This window comes from Bacillus sp. FSL K6-0993, from assembly GCF_037977205.1.
Classification (GTDB): Bacteria; Bacillota; Bacilli; order Bacillales; family Bacillaceae; genus Bacillus; species Bacillus subtilis.
Window position 1 is genome coordinate 3,816,583 of record NZ_CP150275.1, and the last position, 25,913, is coordinate 3,842,495.

Annotated in this window: 25 protein-coding genes and 1 other annotated feature; of the genes, 16 read left to right on the forward strand and 9 right to left on the reverse strand. The window is 44.4% G+C overall.

Features of this window, described 5'->3' with window-relative positions:
* The first annotated feature begins 50 nt into the window (after positions 1-50).
* Together MHH79_RS19765 and MHH79_RS19770 are read left to right on the forward strand one after the other, a co-directional pair.
* Positions 51-1,253 (forward strand): major facilitator superfamily domain-containing protein 6, encoded by a 1,203-nt coding sequence (locus tag MHH79_RS19765; RefSeq protein ID WP_063334861.1) that lies wholly within the window; start codon positions 51-53, stop codon positions 1,251-1,253.
* A gap of 33 nt (positions 1,254-1,286) precedes the next feature.
* Entirely contained in the window at positions 1,287-1,484 is a 198-nt protein-coding gene (locus tag MHH79_RS19770) for a YwbE family protein (RefSeq protein ID WP_015385004.1), read from the forward strand.
* Positions 1,485-1,517: 33 nt separating this feature from the next.
* Here the strand turns inward: MHH79_RS19770 and MHH79_RS19775 are convergent, their stop codons facing one another.
* Positions 1,518-2,705, reverse strand: coding sequence for a class I SAM-dependent rRNA methyltransferase (locus tag MHH79_RS19775; protein WP_015385005.1), 1,188 nt, complete (start codon positions 2,703-2,705; stop codon positions 1,518-1,520).
* Positions 2,706-2,825: 120 nt separating this feature from the next.
* Here MHH79_RS19775 and glxA point away from each other — a divergent pair, with 120 nt between their 5' ends.
* Entirely contained in the window at positions 2,826-3,206 is a 381-nt protein-coding gene (gene glxA / locus MHH79_RS19780; protein ID WP_014665869.1) for a glyoxalase GlxA, read from the forward strand.
* A 249-nt stretch (positions 3,207-3,455) separates the two neighbouring features.
* Here the strand turns inward: glxA and MHH79_RS19785 are convergent, their stop codons facing one another.
* The 3 genes from MHH79_RS19785 to celB all read right to left on the reverse strand — a co-directional run bounded on the left by MHH79_RS19785 (position 3,456) and on the right by celB (position 7,220).
* Positions 3,456-4,757, reverse strand: a complete 1,302-nt coding sequence (locus tag MHH79_RS19785) for a DUF1668 domain-containing protein (protein WP_250541130.1) — start codon at positions 4,755-4,757, stop codon at positions 3,456-3,458.
* Between the two features lie 372 nt (positions 4,758-5,129).
* Positions 5,130-5,807, reverse strand: a complete 678-nt coding sequence (locus tag MHH79_RS19790) for a DUF2711 domain-containing protein (protein WP_340034845.1) — start codon at positions 5,805-5,807, stop codon at positions 5,130-5,132.
* Between the two features lie 78 nt (positions 5,808-5,885).
* Complete coding sequence (gene celB / locus MHH79_RS19795) at positions 5,886-7,220, reverse strand: PTS cellobiose transporter subunit IIC (protein ID WP_063334863.1); 1,335 nt, start codon at positions 7,218-7,220, stop codon at positions 5,886-5,888.
* 227 nt (positions 7,221-7,447) lie between these two features.
* On the opposite strand from celB, the gene MHH79_RS19800 reads away from it, so the two are divergent.
* The 3 genes from MHH79_RS19800 to sacY all read left to right on the forward strand — a co-directional run bounded on the left by MHH79_RS19800 (position 7,448) and on the right by sacY (position 11,937).
* Positions 7,448-9,232 (forward strand): S8 family serine peptidase, encoded by a 1,785-nt coding sequence (locus tag MHH79_RS19800; RefSeq protein WP_340034846.1) that lies wholly within the window; start codon positions 7,448-7,450, stop codon positions 9,230-9,232.
* Positions 9,233-9,661: 429 nt separating this feature from the next.
* The gene (gene sacX / locus MHH79_RS19805; protein ID WP_100505965.1) at positions 9,662-11,041 is read left to right on the forward strand and encodes a SacY negative regulator SacX; all 1,380 of its coding nucleotides are present in this window, start codon (positions 9,662-9,664) and stop codon (positions 11,039-11,041) included.
* Positions 11,042-11,094: 53 nt separating this feature from the next.
* Entirely contained in the window at positions 11,095-11,937 is an 843-nt protein-coding gene (sacY, locus tag MHH79_RS19810) for a transcription antiterminator SacY (RefSeq protein ID WP_003244589.1), read from the forward strand.
* Between the two features lie 52 nt (positions 11,938-11,989).
* Here sacY and MHH79_RS19815 read toward each other — a convergent pair whose 3' ends face one another.
* Positions 11,990-12,850, reverse strand: a complete 861-nt coding sequence (locus MHH79_RS19815) for a glycosyltransferase family 8 protein (protein ID WP_063334865.1) — start codon at positions 12,848-12,850, stop codon at positions 11,990-11,992.
* 109 nt (positions 12,851-12,959) lie between these two features.
* Positions 12,960-13,673 carry a TIGR02206 family membrane protein gene (locus MHH79_RS19820; protein ID WP_100505967.1) on the reverse strand — a complete coding sequence of 238 codons (714 nt, stop codon included), beginning with the start codon at positions 13,671-13,673 and terminating at the stop codon, positions 12,960-12,962.
* Between the two features lie 149 nt (positions 13,674-13,822).
* Here MHH79_RS19820 and ywaE point away from each other — a divergent pair, with 149 nt between their 5' ends.
* From ywaE to ywaD, 3 genes are all read left to right on the forward strand, one after another.
* On the forward strand, positions 13,823-14,338 hold the full coding sequence (ywaE, locus tag MHH79_RS19825; RefSeq protein ID WP_003227345.1) for a tyrZ transcriptional regulator YwaE: 516 nt from the start codon (positions 13,823-13,825) through the stop codon (positions 14,336-14,338).
* Positions 14,333-14,547, forward strand: a binding site (T-box leader). Its footprint overlaps the gene before it by 6 nt.
* Before the next feature lie 40 nt (positions 14,548-14,587).
* Complete coding sequence (tyrS, locus tag MHH79_RS19830) at positions 14,588-15,829, forward strand: tyrosine--tRNA ligase (RefSeq protein ID WP_100505968.1); 1,242 nt, start codon at positions 14,588-14,590, stop codon at positions 15,827-15,829.
* 155 nt (positions 15,830-15,984) lie between these two features.
* A complete protein-coding gene (gene ywaD / locus MHH79_RS19835) occupies positions 15,985-17,352 on the forward strand; it encodes an aminopeptidase YwaD (RefSeq protein ID WP_340034847.1) in 1,368 nt (455 codons plus the stop codon).
* A 30-nt stretch (positions 17,353-17,382) separates the two neighbouring features.
* Here ywaD and ywaC read toward each other — a convergent pair whose 3' ends face one another.
* The 3 genes from ywaC to MHH79_RS19850 form a co-directional block, all read right to left on the reverse strand.
* Positions 17,383-18,015, reverse strand: coding sequence for a GTP pyrophosphokinase YwaC (gene ywaC / locus MHH79_RS19840; RefSeq protein ID WP_003244564.1), 633 nt, complete (start codon positions 18,013-18,015; stop codon positions 17,383-17,385).
* A gap of 141 nt (positions 18,016-18,156) precedes the next feature.
* Positions 18,157-19,092, reverse strand: coding sequence for a 1,4-dihydroxy-2-naphthoate polyprenyltransferase (locus tag MHH79_RS19845; RefSeq protein WP_015250916.1), 936 nt, complete (start codon positions 19,090-19,092; stop codon positions 18,157-18,159).
* Positions 19,093-19,254: 162 nt separating this feature from the next.
* Complete coding sequence (locus MHH79_RS19850; RefSeq protein ID WP_047183393.1) at positions 19,255-19,389, reverse strand: hypothetical protein; 135 nt, start codon at positions 19,387-19,389, stop codon at positions 19,255-19,257.
* 149 nt (positions 19,390-19,538) lie between these two features.
* Between MHH79_RS19850 and MHH79_RS19855 the strand changes: the two genes are divergently transcribed.
* The 7 genes from MHH79_RS19855 to MHH79_RS19885 all read left to right on the forward strand — a co-directional run bounded on the left by MHH79_RS19855 (position 19,539) and on the right by MHH79_RS19885 (position 25,913).
* Positions 19,539-19,688: a teichoic acid D-Ala incorporation-associated protein DltX gene (locus tag MHH79_RS19855; RefSeq protein WP_003227330.1), complete on the forward strand. Its 150-nt coding sequence runs from the start codon at positions 19,539-19,541 to the stop codon at positions 19,686-19,688.
* 17 nt (positions 19,689-19,705) lie between these two features.
* Positions 19,706-21,217: a D-alanine--poly(phosphoribitol) ligase subunit DltA gene (dltA, locus tag MHH79_RS19860; protein WP_100505970.1), complete on the forward strand. Its 1,512-nt coding sequence runs from the start codon at positions 19,706-19,708 to the stop codon at positions 21,215-21,217.
* Positions 21,214-22,401 (forward strand): D-alanyl-lipoteichoic acid biosynthesis protein DltB, encoded by a 1,188-nt coding sequence (dltB, locus tag MHH79_RS19865; protein ID WP_003227327.1) that lies wholly within the window; start codon positions 21,214-21,216, stop codon positions 22,399-22,401. The genes dltA and dltB overlap by 4 nt, the downstream gene beginning before the upstream one ends.
* A 16-nt stretch (positions 22,402-22,417) precedes the next feature.
* On the forward strand, positions 22,418-22,654 hold the full coding sequence (dltC, locus tag MHH79_RS19870) for a D-alanine--poly(phosphoribitol) ligase subunit DltC (RefSeq protein WP_003227325.1): 237 nt from the start codon (positions 22,418-22,420) through the stop codon (positions 22,652-22,654).
* Positions 22,654-23,832, forward strand: coding sequence for a D-alanyl-lipoteichoic acid biosynthesis protein DltD (dltD, locus tag MHH79_RS19875; protein ID WP_003227323.1), 1,179 nt, complete (start codon positions 22,654-22,656; stop codon positions 23,830-23,832). Before dltC ends, dltD begins: the two co-directional genes overlap by 1 nt.
* Positions 23,833-23,922: 90 nt before the next feature.
* Positions 23,923-24,681, forward strand: a complete 759-nt coding sequence (locus MHH79_RS19880) for an SDR family oxidoreductase (RefSeq protein WP_100505971.1) — start codon at positions 23,923-23,925, stop codon at positions 24,679-24,681.
* Positions 24,682-24,821: 140 nt separating this feature from the next.
* On the forward strand, positions 24,822-25,913 hold the full coding sequence (locus MHH79_RS19885; RefSeq protein WP_015385020.1) for a branched-chain amino acid aminotransferase: 1,092 nt from the start codon (positions 24,822-24,824) through the stop codon (positions 25,911-25,913).

Sequence of the window (25,913 nt, forward strand, 5' to 3'; positions counted from 1 at the left end):
CTGGCGAATTCCAATATAATGTATTTGTGGATACCAAAGGAGGCACCCTGATGCACAACTTGCAGGTGAGGCGGCATTACGCCGCGTTAAAAGGATTTTATTTGTTTGCTTTTCTCGGTACGGGCAGCATAATTCCCTTACTCAGTATGTATTTAACGAAGGAACAGCATTTAAGCGGATCACAGGTCGGCTTGATCATGTCGCTGGGCCCGATTGTGATGATTTTCTTTCAGCCGTTTTGGGGCATGCTGAGCGACTATACGCAAAAAACGAAAGGCCTGCTGGCGGTTTGCACATCAATCACAGGCATCATTGGATTGGCCTATATTGCATTTGACAGTTTCCCTCTGTTTATTTTGATTGCGGCCTGTTTTGCAGCCTTTCAAAGCACGATTATTCCACTTTCGGACAGCATTTCACTAAGGTACACACAAGAAACAAACGGCAACTATGGCGGAATCCGGCTGTTTGGTTCTCTCGGCTTCGGTGTCGCGGTGTTTGCCATGGGACAGGTGACGAACCAGCTGTACCCCATTCACGTGATCTTTATCTTTGGCTGTGCCTTTCTGTGCATTGCTGCCATATTAGCTTCACAAATGCCCGGCCAGCAGAAAACAACAACAAAGGTCAATATCCGCAAAGGATTCCGGGAGCTTATCAGCAACAAAACTTTCCTCATCTTTATGATCATCACCTTTACGACATTTGCTCCAAACTTAGCGAACAATACGTATTTCAGTCTTTTTCTGGACAAAAGCGGCGCGTCACTTTCCGCTATTGGCATTTTATTTTTCATCGGTGTCATTTCAGAAATTCCATTTATGCGATTTGCCCAAACATTTATAGATAAAATGGGGCTGCTCAACGTCATTATGCTGTCAGGCGGGGTTTCATTATTCAGGTGGGCACTCTATTTCACGGCGCCTTCATTATGGATCATTTATGCGACAGTCTTTCTTCAGGGAGTGGCCATCGGTTTATTTATCCCGGCGGCGCTTCAATATGTGAAAAAGATTACCCCAAGACACGTTGAAGCGACGGCACTGACCATGTACGCCGCCATCGGCAACGGATTCGGCAACTGGTTCTGCACATTTGCAGGCGGGTACATTTTTGACTACGTGTCGATTTTCGCGGTCTACTTGCTTTTTGGCATTCTGAGCATAGCAGGCTTTGGCCTGACATTATATTTAGTGAAGGCTGAAAAAAACAAAAATACACTTCATCAGCCGGCTGTTACTTTTAAACCATAATGACTATAATGAACAAAAGAAAGGATGTGCGTTATGAACGGGCAAGAGCGAAACAGCATTTCGAAAGGGTTGCAAGTTGATATTGTATTGAAAGCAGATCAAAAAACAGGAAAACTGACGAGAGGGACAGTGAAGGATATTTTGACGAAATCAAGCTTTCATCCGCATGGCATTAAAGTCCGTCTTGAAGATGGCCGCATCGGCCGCGTCCAGCAGATCATTTCTACATAAAAAAAGCTGCCCCTGAACAGGGCAGCTTTTTCATTATTTTTTCTGCAGAAGGACCACTTTCAGGTAGTTGCCTTCCGGAAATGCCGAAATCGTTTTGAAATCCTCCGGCAGCGTAAATTCCTCAATGATGGTGTAGCGTTCGTTTGTTTCTTTAAATGCGGCATCGATAAAGCCTTTGAATTTCTTCATGCCAAAGGCGCTGCTGTTTGTAGAGGCAACAATGACACCCTTGTCAGCAGTGATGGCAATCGTTTCCTTCAGTAGGTTTTTATAATCCTTGGCCGCGCTGAAGGTGCGTTTTTTTGTGCGCGCAAAGGAAGGCGGATCGAGAATAATCAGATCAAAGCGCAAATCCTTTTTTGCAGCATATGAAAAATAGTTAAACACGTCCATCACTTTAATGTCGTGCGCTTCGTAATCCAGTTTGTTCACGCTGAATTGCTCGATCGTTTTGGCCAGGCTTCGGTTTGCCACGTCGACGCTTGTTGTTTTCTCTGCTCCGCCAAGCGCCGCTGCCACGGAGAATGCACCCGTATAAGAAAACGTATTTAAAACGGTTTTCCCTTTTGCATAGCGGTCTCTGATCGCCTTGCGCACATGTCTCTGATCCAAAAAGATGCCCGTCATGGCGCCTTCATTCAGATCCACCGCGTATTGAATGCCATTCTCCTGGATGATGATCGGGAACTCGCCCCTTCTCCCTTTCACGAAGTCATCATCTTCAACGTATTGTCCAGCTGTGTCGAAGCGTTTCTTCTCGTAAATCGCTTTATAATCAAGATCCATCTCATCCAATGCGGAAATCAGCATGTCTTTAAAGGTGTAAATCCCCTTGCTGTACCATTGAATCAGCAGGTAGCCGTCATAATAGTCGATGGTGACGCCGCCGACACCGTCGCCCTCACCGTTGAACAGGCGGAAAGCTGTTGTATCTTGAGCCTCAAATAGTTTGGCGCGCGCTTGGGCCGCTTTTGTTAATTTGGTGAGAAAAAATGCCTGGTCAACCTGTTCATGTTTATTGCGGGTAAGCGTCCAGCCGACCCCTTTGTTTTGCAGGCCATAATAGCCCCGCGCGAGAAACTCGCCGCTCTCAGACACGATATCAACGAGGTCTCCTTCTTTCATGTGCCCCGCACTCCCTGCGAGAGCTTCTTTTTCAATAAGGGGATAGCCCTTTTTTATTTTGGCAGCATGTGCTTTTTTTAGGGTCAGTAGCTTCATATATGTCGTCCTCTTTCCGTTTGCTTTCTCTTATCGTACCACAAAACACCAAGATGTCTGCATTGACAGAAAGGAAAGGTTTTTCTACGATAGACAAAAAGAGTTACGAGGAGGAGCAGCATGCCAAAACGAATTGACCATACAGGCATCATGGTAAGAGATATTAACGCGTCCATCACATTTTATGAAGAGGTACTCGGCATGAAATTGAAGGATCGCATCACACACACGAACGGTGTAATCGAGCTTGCTTTTCTCGGCTTTGAAGACGGCCCGGAAACAGAAATTGAACTGATTCAAGGCTACAGCAGTGAGCTTCCCTCCGAAGGAAAAGTGCACCACATTGCCCTGCTGACGGATGACATCGCGGCTGAATATACAAAAGCGGAAAGAATGAACGCGAAATTTATTGACGAGGAGATCACAACACTTCCAAACGGATACCGTTATTTCTATATCGAAGGTCCTGACGGTGAATGGATTGAGTTCTTTCAGCGATAAAAATAAAGAACGTACATTTTGTGATGTACGTTCGAGCCTGATTAACAGAGAGTATGTCATATCCGGAAGGCCAGCAACACTACATCAGTTTCCGTATGAATTCCGCAATTACTTGAAGGTGTGGCGAAGCCGTATCTAGGCGCGCATCCTATGCATGAAGGGAAGGATGAGAAAAAAATCTCTTTAAGCAGAATAAAAAAATTAGTGTAAAATAAAAAGGCCATTCAGTTCACTGAATGGCTGACAGGCTTACTTATATTTGTTAACCTCAAACATTAAAATATTCTTAAATACAACATAATCTTTTTTGCTTTCAAACGGCCCTTTGTTGTTGTCATGCTCATCAATTACATAAAAACCAAGTCCTTCTCCTTTATCACGTGCTCCGTACCATTTGATGAAATCATTCACTTCCTTCATGGAAAGCTCATATTCCTTTTGTAGACCGTTGGTCATCGTGACTACAAGAAGAGCTTGCCCCTCATCTGAGCCAGATGTTACATCATCATTATCTTTATCTCCTGGTATTGTCGTATCACCACCAGAAGGCTTATCTTTTTCACCTTCTGTACTACTATCTGATTTTATACCTAAATCTTTTAATGAAATTGCATCAACTGATTTATATTTGAACGCTTTTTCAGCAAAACCGCCGTTTTGCTCCCTTCCGCCTATCATGTAAAGAGTATCATCAACTATTACAGATGAATGCGCCATTTTGTAATAGTCTGTTTTAGGAACAGATAGAGTTGTAAATGTTTCCGAGTTAGGATCATAAACCCTAACTGTATAGACATTCCCTGTTACCAACATCTTACCATTATAAACCACCGACGAAAGATAATGTCCTGAAAATCCTCCCTTTTTTACTTTCCAGCTATCACTCACTGGATTATATTCATACATACTTTGATTCGATGCTTGTCTGCCGCCAGAAATATATAATTTATCATTGATTACCGCCGAGGTTCCATCAGTTACCTCATAATTAAATCTTTGTTTCTTTTCCCATTTTTTATTTTCCAAGTCATAACTATAAGTATTCCCATAATCTTTATGAGCTAAAGTATTCCCAGATCCGACTACATATATTTTCTTTCCGATGACCCCTGCGTATAAACTATTCGCTGGAATTTTCAACTCAAACGGAAGATCATCCATTTTTTCCCAAGTATCAGTTTTGGTATCATACACTTCTACTGTATTGACATACCCCTCTAACGATCTGCCCCCCATTACATAGATCTTATTATCAACGGTAACAGTAGCAGCACCCGCTCTCGCTGTAGGCATGTTAGCTTTCCTCGTCCATTCATTTGTTTTTGGATCATACATAAATGTTTGATTTTCAGCATAGTTCGCAGTGCTCCCACCACCAATTATGTAAATTCTTCCATCGACAACACTGCTACTTGCATGAACCCTTGCCTCTGGTAAATCCGCCTTTTTTCCCCATCCAATTTCTTCAGCCGCACTCGCAGTCTGGAACGATTGAGTCACTGAAATGATCAACAAAAGTAACATAATTAAGTATTTCCTCAAATTAAACACTCCTTTTTAATAGGTGCACTTAACAAATATCGACTTCGTTTACCAATTTTTTATAGCTTTTATTGAAATTTATGTTAAAATGCATTGTTCTCGCTCTATTATAGGAGTGTCTTTTTATAAATTGAAATAAAATCAAAAACTAGCTGACATTATACATCAAGGAGTTGATGATTTACAGATATTGTATCAGGATATCATCGAGTAGTACTTTCTTTATCAGTTAAGAGCTTAGAAAGAAAATCTACAGAAAAAAACTGGCGTCTATTTATATATACTTTCATATTCAAGAAACCGCTATAGACCTTCGCACAGAGCAAAACAATAGGGAAAATTCAACATATCCAACGTACATTTTGTGATGTACGTTCTTTTTTATCTATACCAACTGATATACGTTGACTCATCGCAAATCATAGCTTCCCAGCCCATACGCTCAACCAATTCATGGATGTTTTCATCTTTGGCTAAAAAGACATTAATGAATGAGTCATATACACTCATAAACACAAAGTCCATTTTCTCATCAGTCAAAACGAGCTCTGCTGCGGCTTCATCAAGAACCGTCCGCAAGTTGGCCTCAGTTATGTCCAAAACGCCGCGGTTTTCCACAATCGGTTCTGCGTAATAAAACCGATTGGATCCGTTCACACCTAACACCTTTACCAAACTCGGAATATGAAAATTTGAAATATGATCCTCACTGGGATAATAGAGGTCTCCATTTATGTTTTCATGTAACACCTCAGCCAAATCCTCTCTTGCGCACTCGTCCCTTACAGCGTCTATCGACGTCATTAAAGCCAGCGCCAGCTCAGCATGTGTTTGAAAGCCGCAAGAAGACATAACCTTCTTCCAGGAAACAGCCTTGCCTTTTCCTCTTATTTCATCATCGTTTGGATAAATATGCTCATAATCATTTTTTCTTTTTCCTTTCTCCCATCCTTCAGGCATTTGGATAAAAGGAGAAAAGATAATAGCGGTAGATGAGTATTCAACTGGTACTTGTTGTAAGATCGGTGATTCGTCATCTAACCATATATAATCTAGCATGCGCACCTCCTTTACATATTCTAACATTTCCCTTTCATTTGAAAGAAGATGATCAGCCTATGACAGGCTGATCATCTATCACATCACATTTTTATCCCCAGATTCAACCGCACTCTCTTCCCGCCATTTTTGATGATCCCATATTCTGAAAAACGGATAGTAGATGGCACAGGTGATCAGCAGATTCACCAGCTGCATAACGGCGCCCGACACCTTTCCGCCTGTCGCCAGGTAACCTGATATGAGCGGCGGCATCGTCCATGGCACCGCGATTCCGGCCGGTCTTGCCACCAGCCCGGTGCTCATGCCGATATAAGTCGCGGTAATCGTGAGGAGCGGTGCGATGATAAATGGGACAATAAGGAGCGGATTCATGACAATTGGCATGCCGAAAATGATCGGCTCGTTGATATTAAATAGCGCAGGGCCGATTCCTAATCGTCCAAGCTGCTTCATTTGTTTGCTCCGGGAGCGCACAAGCATCGTCAGGACAAGCGCCAGCGTCGCCCCGCTCCCGCCGACATTGATCCAAATTTGAAAGAACTGAGTCGTAAAAATACTCGGCAGCGCCTCGCCCGCTTGGAAGGCAAGACGGTTGGCATCCATCGCGCCATACCAAATCGGCGCCATGATTCCGCCAATGATGGAAGCCCCGTGAATCCCGCACGACCAAAGTAGCATCTGCACAAATTCAGCGATCAGGCTTCCGCCGAGACTGCCGCCAAGGATGGAAAGCGGTGTGCCAAGCAGGTCTCCTACGACATTGTGCAGACTCTGAAAAGGTGTCATTTCAATCAGAAGACGCGCCAGCCACACGAGAAACACAATGATAAAGCCGGGAATCAGCGCGACAAACGATTTGCTTACCGCAGGCGGCACACCGTCTGGCATTTTGAAGACGATATTTTTTTGAATAATGTACCGATAGATTTCGGTTGAAAACAAGGCGATCAGCATGGCGACAAATAAGCCCTTGCTGCCGAGCAGCGTGATCGGAATTCCGCCCCCTACCATGATGGGTTCCGTTGAGCCACCCGGTGTAAACGGCACCTCAAACGGCGTTGCCAGCAGAAATGCGGCAATTGAAATCGCTCCGGCAGAAAGGGCATCGACACCATAGCTTTCTGCCAGCCGATAGGCGATCCCAAAAGCGGCAATCATCGCCATAATATCAAACGAAGCGTTAACAGGATATCCGAGCTTATCGGCCCACTCGTTCCCAAACACACTCGCCATGAAATCAGCATACCCCGGAATCGGCAGGCTCGTTAAAATCAAGAAGACAGACCCGATAATAATCAGCGGCATGGTCAGGATAATTCCGTCACGCAAAGCGCTGAGATGCCGCTGCCCAGCAATTTTCCCGGCGACAGGCATTATTTTTTCCTCCATCACCCGAGTGAATGTGCTCATCTTAAAAGCCCCCTTTTCTCATTGCTTTGTGAACAACCTCCGCAATGTTTTCTTTATCTTATTTTGAAAACGCTTACAAATTCATTTGGAAAATTTCCTCTTCATGCGGAAAAAATCTGCATTTTGCTAAACAACCCTGCCCATGAAAAATTTTTTCCTTCTTACTATCAATCTCTCTTTTTTTCTCCGATATATATATCAAACATCATAGAAAAAGGAGATGAATCATGAAAAACATGTCTTGCAAACTTGTTGTATCAGTCACTCTGTTTTTCAGTTTTCTCACCATAGGCCCTCTCGCTCATGCGCAAAACAACAGTGAGAAAGAGGTTATTGTGGTTTATAAAAACAAGGCCGGAAAGGAAACCATCCTGGACAGTGATGCTGATGTTGAACAGCAGTATAAGCATCTTCCCGCGGTAGCGGTCACAGCAGACCAGGAGACAGTAAAAGAATTAAAGCAGGATCCTGATATTTTGTATGTAGAAAACAACGTATCATTTACCGCAGCAGACAGTACGGATTTCAAAGTGCTGTCAGACGGCACTGACACCTCTGACAACTTTGAGCAATGGAACCTTGAGCCCATTCAGGTGAAACAGGCTTGGAAGGCAGGACTGACAGGAAAAAATATCAAAATTGCCGTCATTGACAGCGGGATCTCCCCCCACGATGACCTGTCGATTGCCGGCGGGTATTCAGCTGTCAGTTATACCTCTTCTTACAAAGATGATAACGGCCACGGAACACATGTCGCAGGGATTATCGGAGCCAAGCATAACGGCTACGGAATTGACGGCATCGCACCGGAAGCACAAATATACGCGGTTAAAGCGCTTGATCAGAACGGCTCGGGGGATCTTCAAAGCCTTCTCCAAGGAATTGACTGGTCGATCGCAAACAGGATGGACATCGTCAATATGAGCCTTGGCACGACGTCAGACAGCAAAATACTTCATGACGCCGTGAACAAAGCATATGAACAAGGCGTTCTGCTTGTTGCCGCCAGCGGTAACGACGGAAACGGCAAGCCAGTGAATTATCCGGCGGCATACAGCAGTGTCGTTGCTGTTTCAGCAACAAACGAAAAGAATCAGCTTGCCTCCTTCTCAACAACTGGAGATGAAGTTGATTTTTCAGCGCCGGGGACAAACATCACAAGCACTTACTTAAACCAGTATTATGCAACGGGAAGCGGAACATCCCAAGCGACACCGCACGCCGCTGCCATGTTTGCCTTGTTAAAACAGCGTGATCCTGCCGAGACAAACGTCCAGCTTCGCGAGGAAATGCGGGAAAACATCGTTGATCTTGGTACCGCAGGCCGCGATCAGCAATTTGGCTACGGCTTAATCCAATATAAAGCACAGGCAACAGATTCAGCGTACGCGGCAGCAGAGCAAGCGGTGAAAAAAGCGGAACAAACAAAAGCACAAATCGATATCAACAAAGCGCGAGAACTCGTCAGACAGCTGCCGGGCTCCGACGCCAAAACTGCCCTGCAAAAAAGACTGGATAAAGTACAGTCATACAGAAATGTAAAAGATGCGAAAGACAAAGTTGCGAAAGCGGAAAAAAGCAAAAAGAAAACAGATGTGGACAGCGCACAATCAGCAATTGGCAAGCTGCCTGCAAGTTCAGAAAAAACGTCCCTGCAGAAACGCCTTAACAAAGTGAAGAGCACCAACTTGAAGACGGCACAGCAAGCCGTATCTGCGGCTGAAAAGAAATCAACTGATGCAAATGCGGCAAAAGCACAATCAGCCGTCAATCAGCTTCAAGCAGGCAAGGACAAAACGGCATTGCAAAAACGGTTAGACAAAGTGAAGAAAAAGGTGGCGGCGGCTGAAGCAAAAAAAGTCGAAACTGCCAAGGCAAAAGTGAAGAAAGCAAAAAAAGACAAAACAAAGAAATCAAAGACATCCGCTCAGTCTGCAGTGAATCAATTAAAAGCATCCAATGAAAAAATAAAGCTGCAAAAACGGCTGAACGCCGTCAAACCGAAAAAGTAAACAAAAACCTTTAAGACTTGCATTCCAGGTCTTAAAGGTTTTTGTTTACATTCTAAGAACACCACACACAACCTTTTTCCCATCCATTGTACAGGCTTTTCATACTATTGCTATACAGCCATGAACAGCATAAAATGAACGTTATTACAGTTATCACCACATATGGCGGGATTGTGACTGGGCAGGCAGGCAAGACCCAATGATGCAAAGGGAGTATTAGTGCCTAAAAAGCAGGGCATTTTAACTCTTCTTTTCGTGTTGGGCTCATAACGGCGCCTTGGACAACCCCTATTCTCATGCTCCGTCGTCGACGCGGGCATTTTTGTCATTTTCAGCCGGTATTTCTCACTTTTTTCATTTTGATTGTCAACTTTTCATTTGATACGATGAACAAGCCGACTTTTCTTCAGCAAAGGAGGTTTTGATTGCTTGCATAAAGAGATTGCAAAAGAATTACTGCTGCTCGCAGGAGGAAAAAACAATATTATCAGCATCAGCCATTGTACGACCCGTCTTCGTTTTGATGTAAAGGACGAGACGAAAATTGATATACATGCCATTGAGAACCTGCAAGGTGTGCAGGGCACCTTTTTCCGCTATGGCCTTTTCCAGATTATCTTCGGAGCAGGCGTCGTCAACAAAATATATAAAGAAGTCGTTCATGTATGGGAGACCGCGCCTTCTGAAGAGCCTGTCCACCAGAAAAAAGCCTGCCGGAAGCTAAACCCTGCCGCAGCTTTTGCAAAAACACTGTCCGATATTTTTGTGCCGATTATTCCGGCAATAACAGCAAGCGGCCTGCTTATGGGGCTGATCGGCATGATTAAGGTGTTTCATTGGTTCGCTGCCGGCAGCCCATGGATTAAAATGCTCGACCTCGTGTCCAGCACAGCCTTTATTTTACTGCCAATTTTAGTTGGCTTCAGTGCCGCACGGCAATTTGGCAGCAACCCATACCTAGGGGCAGTGATCGCAGGGCTTTTAACGCATCCTGATCTGCTGGACCCGTCTATGCTCGGCAGCAAAACCCCGTCTTCTTTAGACATATGGGGGCTTCATATCCCAATGATGGGCTATCAGGGTTCCATGATACCGATTCTTCTTTCCGTTTTTGTCATGAGCAAAATTGAGAAGCTATTAAAATCGATTGTGCCGAAGTCGCTTGATGTCGTGATCATTCCCTTTATTACGGTCATGGTGACAGGGTGCCTCGCGCTGATTGTGATGAATCCCGCCGCGTCCATCATCGGCCAGATCATGACACAATCGATCGTCTATATCTATGATCACGCCGGCATTGCCGCCGGAGCCCTTTTCGGCGGCATCTACTCTACCATCGTCCTATCTGGATTGCATCATAGCTTTTATGCAATTGAGGCAACGCTGCTTGCTAATCCGCATGTCGGTGTCAACTTTTTAGTGCCGATATGGTCGATGGCGAATGTGGCCCAAGGCGGAGCGGGGCTTGCGGTATTCCTCAAAACGAAACAATCAAGCCTGAAGAAAATTGCGCTCCCCGCTTCTCTGACCGCGTTTTTAGGCATTGTTGAGCCGATTGTATTCGGGGTAAATCTCAAACTGATCCGTCCCTTTATCGGAGCAGCCATCGGCGGTGCTATTGGCGGAGCATACGTGGTTGCGGTACAAGTTGTGGCAAATTCATACGGGCTGACAGGCATTCCGATGATTTCAATTGTGCTGCCGTTTGGCGCCGCGAATTTTGTTCATTATATGATCGGTTTCTTGATCGCAGCCGTCTCTGCTTTTATAGCTACATTGTTTCTCGGGTTTAAAGAAGAGACAGAATAACTGGATTTATTCGATTTCATTCATAAAACGGGGGATGAAAGGACAAAAAAGCTATGAAAATTAAAAGAATCTTAAATCATAATGCTATCGTCGTAAAGGATCAAAATGAAGAGAAGATTCTCTTGGGTGCAGGAATTGCGTTTAACAAAAAGAAGAATGACATTGTCGATCCGTCAAAAATAGAAAAAACCTTTATCAGAAAAGATACACCTGACTATAAGCAGTTCGAAGAGATTTTAGAAACATTGCCTGAAGACCACATTCAGATTTCTGAGCAAATTATCTCTCATGCCGAAAAAGAGCTGAACATCAAAATCAACGAGCGCATTCATGTCGCTTTTTCAGACCATCTTTCTTTTGCAATTGAACGCCTGAGCAATGGGATGGTTATCAAAAATCCGCTGCTGAATGAAATCAAAGTCCTTTATCCAAAGGAGTTCCAGATCGGCTTATGGGCCAGAGCCCTGATTAAAGATAAACTGGGGATTCACATTCCTGATGATGAAATCGGCAATATCGCCATGCATATCCACACAGCAAGAAACAATGCCGGCGATATGACACAAACGCTTGATATTACAACCATGATCCGTGATATTATCGAGATTATCGAAATTCAACTGTCTATTAATATCGTTGAAGATACCATCTCTTATGAACGGCTCGTGACCCATCTCCGCTTTGCCATTCAGCATATCAAAGCAGGCGAATCCATTTACGAGCTGGACGCAGAAATGATCGACATCATTAAAGAGAAGTTTAAGGATGCCTTCCTGTGTGCCCTAAGCATCGGCACCTTTGTGAAGAAGGAATACGGCTTTGAGTTTCCTGAAAAAGAATTGTGCTACATCGCCATGCATATTCAGCGGTTCTACCAACGGTCAGTCGCACGCTGAGGCAAACAAAAAACGCTTTTGATCATCTCAAAAGCGTTTTTTTATACCTGTATTATTGGTTGATCGCCGGGTTGCTGATCGTATTCCACTTCGTATACGACATGTAATGGAAATACTGATCGCGATATGGGTGTTTCGTATTAGAATTCCAAGGCTTTTCACCGCCGCAGAAGTGGACGACTGCCGGGTTTTGTCTCGCTTCGTTGTAAAGCTTCCGCCCTAACAGAGTCGGTGGGGTTTTCAGCTTTAACATGATATAGGTTTGAGCGTTCCAGCGCGGATGAAGTTCATACCACTGATCATACAAGATCGCATTCAGTGCATCTTGGTCATGCAGCACAAGAAAGTCTTCGTCTGGGTGTTCATTGATAAAGTTGATGACTTTTTCTGTGATGTTTTGCTTTCTCCAAGACTCAAAATCAATAATCATGATACCTGAGTTAAAATACTTCCCTGTATCAGTGACGTTCATTTCTTTCAGGCGTTCATGCTGCCCCGCATCCTCAACAGCGGCTACGGTGTATGGCGCAATGTCTAAGTCCCATAGCTTAGAAATATCCTCTAGGACAAGCGCATCACAATCGATGTAAATCATTCGTTTGATGCTTTCATCCTTAATTAAGTCGGGAATCGAAATGCGGTAATACGCGGCTTTTGTAATATGGCTGCTCTCTACCGCATGTTCATACATTTTGGTATCCACTTCTAAAAACTCAATCGGCACTCCGAATTTCAAAGTGGTTTCTTCCAGTCTTTTTTTGTTATCAGGCTTAATTCCGCCATCAATGACGTATAATTTTGCCTCTCTCTCCTGATCCATGTTAGTCAATAAAGAAACGAACATCCCACCTAAATGACGAGCATAATTATCATCTGCGCATGATACGATATGCATGATTTCATCTTTCCTCAATGGTATTCATCTCCCTTTTTGTTGTACAAGTTACATACCCTTTTTCAAAAAAATAAACACGTTCTCCGACATTTTTTTAAACAGAATGTGTGATACAACAAAAAAGGTGTCATTTTTTGAAGATGCGATAAAGCCAATAAAGAATGAAAAAGCTTGCGATTGTGATGGCTTCAGCCGAGACGATATACCATGGCCATGGCCCGAGAACATCTAAGAGAGAGGATCCGCCCGGTTTTTTCGTCAAATACATATAATTCGCGCCAAGCCAGCGATCAATCAGGAAAATACAGACGCCGTACACATTAACAAGCAGGACTGTCACCCATAACGAGCGCTGGCCCATTCTGTAGGTGCCAATCACAGCCATCAGCAGACAGGATAAAAACACAGACCCGTGAGAAATAAAAAAGAGGATATATCGGATATGCGGAAATGAAAACATTCCGAGGTCAGGAGTGGCAAGAGCCTGAATCGAACTGCCGATGCCGACAAAAAACAAAAACACAAACAGCTTTCTGCTTTTTGTCACTAACATAATAGCTGACAAATACACCGACAGGTCACTAAGCTGGAGAGGCAATGAAGTGCGCACCGACCACCTGCCCGTGGCGACCATCCATATTTGATAGCCGATTTGCGAACCAAGCAAAAGAAACACAAACAGAGAACGCAAAAACCGGCTGGCCCTCGGCTGCTTGACCCCATCTTGGAACAAAAACAACAGAATGGCCAAAAGGGCGATAATCGCTAACGTCACTACGTGCTCTGTCGAAAACAGATGAAACGAATCATGCTTATAGACGGATTGAACATATTTTTGCAAGATTGCACCCCGTTTGCGGTTTTTTGTTTATTTTGGCGTTGTTTGGGCTTTTTTTATTCAACCGATATATGGGCTTGAAGTTCACACCAGACTCTGTTACAATTCGTTTCATAGCTAATGATTCTGATAATTTAAGGCAGGCCTAAAAAATGGAACGTTCACATCAACATCAGCAGCTTCGGAAGGAAGAACACGATACACTTTCTAAGCTCAAACAAATGCCCGTCGAGTCACTCAACCTGGAAGCCATTTCGATCGCTACGAATCTGTATCGGTCTGCACAAAGGCTCCGAGTCAAAATGGAGACTGAGGTTCTTTCTTCCTATAACCTTTCTTGGACCGCTTTCTCTATTCTTTATGATCTATGGGTATGGGGAGCGCTCGAAACGAGAAAAATCGCTGAGCTGTCAGGGATATCTACAGCTACAGCAAGCAACGTGATCAAAACGCTCGAAAAAAAGAGTTTTTGCCGTAAAAGCATCGACACAAGAGATCGGCGACTCGTGTTTGTCTCAATCACCGATTCCGGCAAACAAGCGATCGAAGAACTCTACCCGGAGTTTCACAAAGGGGAAACAGAGCTCATTGCGGGAATGACGAAGGACGAACAGAAAATATTGACAGGGCTGCTTAGAAAGGTAGCTGACAATCTTCATACAACATAAGCTTTGACGGGAATCCAGTAGCGGTTTGTCTCCCTGTTTCAGAGAGCCGGCGGAAGGTGCGAGCCGGCACACAGCAAACGTGAATTACCTCCCCGAGCTTTCTTTGTGAACCTTAAAAGTAGCAAAGAACGGGAAACCGTTATTCGAATGAGCGGAAGACGATGTCTTCAACCAGGGTGGTACCGCGTGCATTGAGCCACGTCCCTTATCGGGATGGGCTCTTTTTGTGTTTGAAAAAAAGGAGGAAGAGTGATGAAAACATTTGAGCAGCTCACAGCGTCACAGCAAAAAGAGGTAGAAAGACAGCTTCAGCTATACATGACAGGCGCCCACGAAGTCATACCGCCGGAGGAATTAAAGGCAAAGCTCGTGAAATCAATTTCCACGGGCACGCCGCTTAAAATTAAGCTCGGATTAGATCCGTCTGCACCGGATGTACATTTGGGCCATACGGTTGTGTTAAATAAGCTTCGCCAATTTCAAGAAAACGGCCACATTGTCCAGCTGTTAATTGGGGATTTCACAGGAAAAATTGGTGATCCGACCGGAAAATCGGCAGCCAGAAAGCAACTGACTAATGAAGAAGTTCAGCACAATGCCAAAACCTACTTTGAGCAATTCGGAAAAGTGCTTGATCCAGAAAAAGTCGAGCTTCACTACAACTCGAAATGGCTGAAAACATTGAATCTGGAAGATGTCATTGAATTAGCAGGGAAAATAACGGTAGCCCGCCTGATGGAGCGCGACGATTTTGAAGAACGCATCGCCATGCAAAAACCAATCTCACTGCATGAATTCTTTTACCCATTGATGCAGGGATATGATTCTGTCGTTCTCGAAAGTGATATTGAATTAGGCGGAACGGATCAGCATTTCAATGTCCTCATGGGACGGCATTTTCAAGAACGATACAACAAAGAAAAACAAGTCGTCATCCTTATGCCGCTCTTGGAAGGCTTGGATGGCGTCGAGAAAATGTCGAAGTCGAAACACAACTACATTGGCATTAACGAACATCCAAACGACATGTACGGAAAAACGATGTCACTGCCCGACAGCCTGATGAAAAAATACATCCACTTGGCGACAGACTTAGAGCTTGAAGAGAAAAAACAGCTCGTAAAAGACTTAGAAACCGGCGCCGTTCATCCGCGTGATGCTAAAATGCTTTTAGCCAAAACAATCGTCCGAATGTATCACGGAGAGAAAGCAGCAGAAGCTGCCGAACACTCGTTTAAAACAGTCTTTCAGGAAAACAGCCTGCCAGAAGATATACCGGCCGTAAACTGGAAAGGCGAGAAAACGATAGCGATGATTGATCTGCTCGTCAAGCTGGAGCTCCTCTCTTCGAAGAGCGAGGCGCGCCGCATGATTCAAAACGGCGGTGTACGCATCGACGGAGAGAAAATAACAGATGTTCACGCCAAAGCAGAGATAAGAGAGAATATGATCATCCAAGTCGGCAAACGCAAGTTTTTAAAGCTCCAATAGTCTGATATTCCGAAACGCTTATGACCCTTCATTCATAAGCGTTTTTTTGCAGGTATAAAGCACTGTCTTTTCAAAAACGCTCTCCATCTTGCAGGAAACTCCTTTAGCATCCCGAAATATTCCCCAACCATACATTTAGGGGAGGTTTATTTTTGATGAAAAAGCTTTTGACTGTCATGACGATGGCTGTTTTAACTGCCGGCACACTGCTCTTGCCGGTACAGAGTGTCACCCCCGCCGCGCACGCTGTACAAATATCAAATAGCGAGCGCGAGCTTCCATTCAAAGCAAAGCATGCGTACTCTACCATTTCTCAGCTAAGTGAAGCAATCGGCCCCAGAATAGCTGGAACTGCAGCTGAAAAAAAGAGTGCCCTATTGATCGCCTCATCAATGAGAAAATTAAAGCTTGATGTGAAGGTTCAACGATTCAACATTCCTGACCGGCTTGAGGGAACACTGTCTTCAGCAGGACGCAATATTCTTCTCCAAGCGGCGTCCGGTCCAGCTCCGACTAAAGAACAAGGGCTGACGGCCCCGCTTTACAATGCGGGATTGGGCTATCAAAAGGACTTTACCGCTGACGCCAAGGGCAAAATCGCCTTAATTTCCAGAGGAGACCTGACTTATTACGAGAAAGCCAAAAATGCCGAAGCCGCCGGAGCGAAAGCTGTCATCATTTATAACAACAAAGAAAGCCTCGTGCCTATGACGCCAAACCTGTCGGGAAATAAAGTCGGCATTCCGGTCGTCGGCATTAAGAAAGAAGACGGCGAAGCGCTTACCCAGCACAAAGAAGCCACCTTAAAACTAAAAGCATTCACAAACCAAACCTCCCAGAATATCATCGGAATCAAAAAACCAAAGAACATCAAACATCCAGACATTGTGTACGTGACGGCCCATTACGACAGTGTTCCTTTTTCGCCCGGAGCAAATGACAACGGCTCAGGAACCTCTGTTATGCTGGAGATGGCGCGTGTCTTAAAAAGCGTTCCATCTGATAAAGAAATCCGCTTTATCGCTTTCGGCGCCGAAGAGCTCGGCCTGCTCGGCTCCTCTCACTATGTAGATCATCTATCGGAAAAAGAGCTGAAACGAAGCGAAGTGAACTTCAACTTAGATATGGTAGGCACAAGCTGGGAAAAAGCGTCTGAGCTGTATGTCAACACATTGGACGGCCAATCTAACTATGTTTGGGAATCCAGCCATACGGCTGCTGAAAAAATTGGGTTTGACAGCCTGTCTCTGACACAGGGAGGATCATCTGATCATGTGCCGTTCCACGAAGCCGGCATTGATTCCGCCAACTTTATTTGGGGAGACCCGGAAACAGAAGAAGTTGAGCCATGGTATCATACCCCCGAAGACTCGATCGAACATATCAGCAAAGAACGCCTCCAGCAAGCAGGCGATCTTGTGACAGCCGCTGTCTATGAGGCTGTGAATAAAGAGAAGAAACCAAAAACCATTAAGAAACAACTGAAGGCCAAAGCAACTGACATTTTTGAAGATATCAAATAAAAAAAGACGGCACTTGGGTGCCGTCTTTTTTTAATCCACTTCTTTCTTAATCCCCAGCATTTTCTCATCTAGATAATGGGCAATCTCCGCGGCTTCCTTCAGCTCATCTGTTAATTGCTTTGGAACGTCATTGTTCAATTTATAGTAAATTTTATGTTCAAGGCTCGCCCAGAAATCCATCGCGATTGTCCGGATTTGAATTTCTGCTTTGACGTATTCCACACGGTTCGTTAAATTCACAGGCATCTCAATGATTAAATGCAGGCTTCGATAGCCATTCGGTTTGGGTGTCTGGATATAATCCTTTACCTTTACGATTCTCAAATCTTCATGCTGCTTCAACACATTCACGACATTATAAATGTCAGAAATAAAGGAACAGATGATGCGCACACCCGCAATGTCGTGAATATGCTCCTTCATTTCCTTCGTCGTAATTTCGCAGCCCTTTCTCATTAACTTATTCACGATGCTTTCAAAGCTTTTGACACGGGATTTTGTATGTTCAATCGGGTTGTGTCCGTGAATGAGGTTATATTCCTGGCTGATAATTGAGAACTTTGTATCGAGCGCATCTAGCGCAAATTTATAAACTAATAATTCATTTTTCCAATCTTCCATTACTGTTTTTAAATCGTCCATATGTGTTACAGATAAATCCATTTTCGTCATCTCCTTTAACGGAACTTTATCCGCTGTCCATGTACTAGACGTCCCTGTCTGCTGCAAGGTTCTATGAATTTTTTTACAAAATGCGGTCGATTGTAACAAAAAAAAACCGCACGATACGAGCGGTCTTTTTTATTATCGGAAATAGCTGATCAATAATCCGATCGAGAGCAGGAATCCGAAAAATGTATTTGTTTGGGCTGTTGATTTCATTGCGACAATCATATTCATCGGCATTTCTTTTTGGACGAAGCCCTTCACTGCCTGAACCGGCTTAGGTACGCTCAAAAAGACGACAAACAGCCATGGGCTTGCGGCACCGGTAATAACCAAGCCGACAACCCAGATATAAGCGACAGCAAACGACGCAGCTAACAGAGTAACAGCTCCCTTATGCCCCATCAAAATCGCCAATGTTTTGCGGCCGCCTTTTTTGTCCTCTTCAATATCACGAATGTTGTTCGACAGGTTAATCGCGCCGACAAGAATCGCAATCGGGATGGAAATCAAAATGCTTTGCGTGTTGATCATATCTGTCTGAATGAAAAATGAAATCAGCACAAACACCGAACCCATGCAAATGCCTGAGAATAATTCACCGAACGGCGTGTACGCGATCGGCAGCGGCCCGCCTGTATACAGGTAGCCGATCGCCATGCCGACAAGGCCGATCAGCGCAAGCCACCAGCTGCTGCTTGCACAAATATAGACACCGAGCAAAATGGCAATCCCGTATGAGGCCAGAGCTAATTGCAAAATCGTTTTAGGCTTCATTCCGTGGCGTACAATGGCCCCTCCGATTCCGACTGATTCTGCTGTATCTAACCCGCGTTTAAAATCATAGTATTCATTAAATAAGTTCGTCGCGATCTGGATCCATAGGCAAGAAAACAGCATAGCCAAAAACAGCAGCAGATCAACCTTCACATAAAACATCGCCAAAACGGTTCCGAGCAGCACAGGCACAAACGATGCGGTTAACGTATGAGGACGGGTTAACTGCCAAAGGATCTGCCCCATGCTTTCTTTTTGCGGCGCTGTCTGACCCTCACCCTTATTTGTTTGGTTCATCTTCCTCTTCCTTTCTATTAAAAGGCTTACTTTTTTTCAGCCGGCAGCTTGTTAAAAACTCTTTTTTTGCTTCCTTATCTATCATAATGACTTCTCCCCTATTTCACAAGATACCGCAAGAAGGCGTTTTCTTTCTTATTATACGCTTCCGCCCCGATTTCATTAGGTTTCTGCTTCCACTTGATCGAACAGGTACAGAAAATTTTTTTTAAGTACATTACACTTTTTAAAAGTTAAAAAGATCTTTTGACTCCAGGTATCTTTTCCTTTATTATGAATCAGCTCGAAACATTCCATTCTTGCCCTTGCAGGTATAAAGATTCATTTTCAAAAACATACGCCGATATATTAATTTGAGGGAGATTAGGGAAAAAATGAAACTTTTTGAGCATCTGATCGTCAAATACTCATGTGATTGTCGAAAAAACGTGAAGGGAATTTTTGATATGCTGCAATTAATGAAACAGCTGTATGAAAAACCCGCTGTCAAGTGGACATGTCATACAGGCTTTTATTTGATGATACTGCTTGTTTTGTTTTTTATGTATGGTTTTCACACCGCGAATACCGGTTCATATATTTATAACGATTTCTAATTGGAGAGAGAATAACTATGAAACTTTTACATGCTATTCAAACACATGCGGAAACTTATCCGCAAACCGATGCCTTCCGCTCTCAAGGCCAGTCGCTCACGTATCAGGAATTATGGGAGCAGTCTGACCGCGCGGCTGCCGCGATCCAAAAACGCATTTCTGGGGAAAAGAAATCTCCTATCCTTGTGTACGGCCACATGGACCCGCACATGATCGTTTCCTTCTTGGGAAGTGTCAAAGCGGGACATCCTTATATTCCGGTTGACCTGTCCATTCCGTCCGAACGGATTGCGAAAATTATCGAAAGCTCTGGAGCAGAATTGCTGATCCATGCAGCAGGACTCTCAATTGATGCAGTCGGCCAGCAGATTCAGACAGTTTCTGCGGAAGAACTGCTGGAAAACGAAGGCAGCTCTGTCAGCCAAGATCAATGGGTCAAAGAACACGAAACGTTTTATATCATTTACACTTCCGGAAGCACAGGAAATCCGAAAGGCGTGCAGATTTCCGCTGCGAACCTTCAAAGCTTCACAGACTGGATTTGTGCAGACTTTCCAGTCAGCGGAGGAAAAATATTTTTAAACCAAGCACCGTTCTCATTTGATTTGTCTGTCATGGACCTATATCCGTGCCTTCAATCAGGCGGGACTTTACATTGCGTGACAAAGGATGCTGTGAACAAGCCGAAAGTCTTATTTGAAGAGCTGAAGAAGTCCGGGCTGAATGTGTGGACATCAACGCCTTCCTTTGTGCAAATGTGCCTGATGGATCCGGGTTTTTCACAGGATCTGCTGCCTCATGCGGACACATTTATGTTTTGCGGAGAGGTTCTTCCGGTTTCTGTGGCAAAAGCGCTGCTTGAGCGTTTTCCGAAAGCGAAGATTTTTAATACGTACGGCCCGACTGAAGCGACAGTGGCTGTCACATCGGTTGAAATTACGGATGACGTCATCAGCCGCAGCGAATCGCTTCCAGTGGGCTTCGCCAAACCAGATATGAATATTTTCATTATGGATGAAGAGGGACAGCCGCTTCCTGATGGAGAAAAAGGAGAAATCGTCATTGCAGGGCCGAGTGTAAGCCGAGGCTACCTTGGTGAGCCAGAGCTGACGGAAAAAGCGTTTTTCTCCCATGAAGGCCAGTGGGCATACCGAACTGGCGATGCCGGCTTTATTCAAGACGGTCAGATTTTCTGCCAGGGACGTTTGGATTTTCAGATTAAACTTCACGGCTATCGAATGGAGCTGGAGGAAATCGAGTTCCATGTCAGACAGTCACAGTACGTTCGCTCTGCTGTCGTGATTCCTTATCAGCCAAACGGAACAGTTGAGTACCTGATCGCTGCTATTGTGCCTGAGGAGCATGAGTTCGAGAAGGAATTCCAGCTGACAAGCGCTATTAAAAAAGAGCTTGCCGCTTCTCTTCCGGCATATATGATCCCGAGAAAATTTATCTATCAGGATCACATTCAAATGACGGCTAACGGCAAAATTGACCGAAAACGCATTGGCGAAGAGGTTCTTGTATGACGCCTTACAGCTCGTTTTTATTCTTTATACTGCTTGGCATTCTTCTTCTGCCGACGATCATTCTCGGCTTAAACGGAAAAAGATTTCAAGCATACAACATGTTCATATCTATCATTATATTGGCTTTAATTTTTTCGCACGACTTACACGGGGTCATCGCGCTGTGCCTGTTTACAATATGGCAGGTGCTCCTGATCAGCGGCTATCTGGCATACCGGCAGAAAGCGAACAGCGGCTTTGTCTTTTGCGGAGCTGTTATCGCGTCTATTCTGCCTTTATTTCTGTCAAAAATATGGCCGTTTCTTTCACACCCGCAGCCGCATCATCCGCCGCATAACCTGATCAGCTTTTTAGGTATTTCATATTTAACCTTTAAAGGCGTTCAGCTGATTATGGAAGCAAGAGACGGACTGCTGAAAGAACAGCTGCCATTGCACCGCCTGCTGTATTTCATCCTGTTTTTCCCGACGATTTCCTCCGGCCCGATCGACAGATACCGCCGGTTCGTCAAGGATGAACAGAAGGCTTGGACGAAAGAAGAATACGCCGACCTGCTGTATACGGGAATCCATAAAATCTTCATCGGTTTCCTGTATAAATTTATTATCGGCTACGCGATCAATACGTACTTCATCATGAATCTTCCCGCAATCACGCACAATAAGATTCTTGGGAACCTGCTGTACATGTACGGCTACAGCATGTATTTATTCTTTGATTTCGCCGGCTACACGATGTTTGCCGTCGGGGTCAGCTACATTATGGGCATTAAATCACCAGAAAACTTTAATAAACCATTTATCAGTAAAAATATTAAAGATTTCTGGAATCGCTGGCATATGTCTCTGTCATTTTGGTTCAGAGATTATGTGTTTATGAGATTCGTATTTTGGATGACTAAGAAAAAGTGGATCAAAAACCGTATGGCCGTCTCAAACATCGGGTATTTCCTGCTGTTTATGCTGATGGGGGTTTGGCACGGGCTCGCGCCGCAATATATCATTTACGGCCTCTATCATGCCGTTCTGATGACGTGTTACAACTTTTTCGAGAAGTGGAATAAGAAATATAAATGGCTGCCGTCCAACCGCTGGACAACCATTCTCGCGATTGTGATCACATTCCATTTCGTTTGCTTCGGGTTTTATATTTTCTCAGGAAAACCATTTCATCACCACCATTAAAGGAGATTAGAAAGCTATGGATTTTAAACAAGAGGTATTAGACGTTTTAGCAGAGGTTTGCCAGGATGACATCGTAAAGGAAAATCCTGATATTGAAATTTTTGAAGAAGGTTTGCTTGATTCTTTTGGAACAGTAGAATTGCTGCTTGCGATTGAAAACCGTTTTGATATTTTAGTGCCGATCACTGAATTTGACCGGGACGTTTGGAATACACCTAACAACATTGTAAATCAGCTGTCTGAGTTGAAATAATGAAAAAGCGTTTTTTCGGTCCAATTATTTTGGCGTTTATTCTATTCGCAGGCGCCATCGCAATTCCATCTTCATGGCTGACAGGCTTCATCACCGATAAGCGTGTGAAAGAGTCAGCAACAGCCTTGAATCCGAGTATGTTTCAAGGGCTATATTTACAAGATCAGATGCTCAAAGATCCGACATATCTTCCGATTTACGGGTCTTCTGAGCTTTCTCGGCTGGACGAGTTCCACCCATCTAATTATTTTCAGGTAAACAATGAGGGATTCACGCCATACCTTGTCGGCAAAGGCGGATCCCAGTCATTGATTCATTCTTTAAACTTCGCTGCCCATATGGATCAGCTGAAGGGCAAAAAAATCGTATTCATCGTGTCTCCGCAATGGTTTATTAAGCGCGGGTCTGATGAACAGCATTTCGCGCCGAACTATTCTGCGCTGCAAGGGCTTGATTTGGCATTTAACGATCAGATCGACCCTGAAATTAAAAAGAAAATGATGAAACGCATGCTTCGCTTTAAGGCTGTGCAAAACGATGCCATTCTTTCTGAGCTGTACAAAGCAATGGTAAACGGCCAGACGTGGAAAGTGAATGCGCTGAAGCCGGCGGCCAAAGTGTATTACAGCATGCTGGAAAAGAAAGATCTGTATTATTCAACAACAGAATCATCCGGGCCAAAGCGCTATATCTCGCAGTCAGTAAAGGATAAGTCATGGTCTGAATTGAATAAACTGGCGGATCAATCAGGCAAACGCCACTCCGGTTCTAACGATTTTCACATCGACAACCCTGTCTATAAAAAGCTGAAGCCGAAAGTGCCTAAGCTGAAAGGGAAAAACAAAGGAAGATCGTATGCGGTGTCACCGGAATATGGCGACTTTGAAATGATGCTCGATATCCTGAAGGATGCGGGCGCAGAGCCTATGTTTGTCACCATTCCGGTTAACGGGAAATGGTACGATTACACGGGCTTCCCGAAAAAAGGACGCACTGACTATTACAAAAAGGTAAATAAACAAATCAGAGCGAAGGGCTTCCAGGTTGCTGATTTCTCAGGACATGAATATGACCCGTATTTCATGAAAGACACCATCCACATCGGCTGGAAAGGCTGGGTGTATGTCGATAAAGCAATTGACGAATTTTATAAAACCGGAAAAGTCACTTCATCCTGAGCATCTCATAGGACGCGGCTGCATATTTCCTGCTAAGATTTGAAATAGTAAAGGAATCACAGCCAACTTAATTAAGAGGTGTTACATCCAATGAAGATGACAGGCAATACGGTTTTAATCACAGGGGGTTCTGCTGGCATTGGGCTTGAACTTGCCAAGCGCCTGCTGGAGCTCGGCAATGAAGTTATCATTTGCGGACGCAGCGAAGCACGTCTTGCAGAAGCGAAGCAGCAGCTCCCAAACATCCATACAAAGCAATGTGATGTTGCAGACCGTTCGCAGCGGGAAGCATTGTATGAATGGGCTTTAAAGGAATATCCGAACTTGAATGTTCTCGTCAACAACGCCGGCATTCAAAAGGAAATTGACTTTAAAAAAGGGACAGAGGAGCTTTTTGTGGACGGCGATGAAATTGAACTTAATTTCCAAGCTCCTGTCCATTTATCCGCCCTTTTCACACCTCATTTGATGAAGCAGCCTGAGGCGGCAATCGTTCAGGTCACATCCGGGCTTGCGTTTAACCCGTTAGCTGTTTATCCGGTGTACTGCGCAACAAAAGCAGCACTTCACTCGTTCTCGCTTACGCTCAGACGCCAGCTCCGTGACACGAGCGTGGAAGTGATTGAAATGGCACCGCCTATGGTGGACACGGGCTTAAACCAAAAATCACGCGATAAACAAGGCCTGACGTACCGGGGCATTTCATCTGAAGAATATGTTCAATATTTCTTGGACGGCTTGAAGGAAGGCAAACAGGAGATTACAAATGAACGTGTTGAAGGTCTTCGGGATGCCACTCGCGCCGATTATGACAGGTTATTCGAGCAAATGAACACGCAGGAGAATTAATTTCTCCTGCTTTTTTCATATGAATTTCTTACAAATTTGAGCAAACCTATTGCGATTATTTGTTGAAGGTATACAATAGAATATAATTATTTTCAAATAAGTTTGATAATATAAACAATTTAACAGCAGGGAGATTGACCATGACTAAACAAACGATTCGCGTTGAATTGACATCAACAAAAAAACCGAAACCAGACCCAAATCAGCTTTCGTTCGGAAGAGTGTTTACTGACCACATGTTTGTAATGGACTATGCGGCAGATAAAGGTTGGTACGATCCAAGAATCATTCCTTATCAGCCCTTATCAATGGATCCGGCCGCAATGGTCTATCACTACGGCCAAACCGTGTTTGAAGGGTTAAAGGCTTACGTGTCAGAGGATGACCATGTCCTGCTTTTCAGACCGGAAAAAAATATGGAACGCCTGAATCAATCAAACGACCGCCTCTGCATCCCGCAAATTGATGAAGAACAGGTTCTTGAAGGCTTAAAGCAGCTTGTCGCAATTGATAAAGACTGGATTCCAAATGCGGAGGGCACGTCCCTTTACATCCGTCCGTTCATCATCGCAACCGAGCCTTTCCTTGGTGTTGCGGCATCTCATACGTATAAGCTCTTGATCATTCTTTCTCCGGTCGGCTCTTATTACAAAGAAGGCATTAAGCCGGTCAAAATCGCTGTTGAAAGTGAATTTGTCCGTGCGGTAAAAGGCGGAACAGGAAATGCTAAAACCGCAGGGAACTACGCTTCAAGCTTAAAAGCGCAGCAGGTCGCCGAAGAGAAAGGATTTTCCCAAGTGCTTTGGCTGGACGGCATTGAGAAGAAATACATCGAAGAAGTCGGAAGCATGAACATCTTCTTCAAAATCAACGGTGAAATCGTAACGCCGATGCTGAACGGAACCATCCTGGAAGGCATTACGCGCAATTCAGTCATCGCCTTGCTTAAGCATTGGGGCCTTCAAGTTTCAGAACGAAAAATTGCGATCGATGAGGTCATCCAAGCCCATAAAGACGGCATCCTGGAAGAAGCCTTCGGAACTGGTACAGCAGCAGTTATTTCCCCAGTAGGCGAGCTGATTTGGCAGGATGAAACACTGTCAATTAACAATGGCGAAACAGGGGAAATCGCAAAAAAACTATATGACACGATTACAGGCATTCAAAAAGGCGCTGTCGCAGACGAATTCGGATGGACGACCGAAGTCGCAGCGCTGACTGAAAGCAAGTAA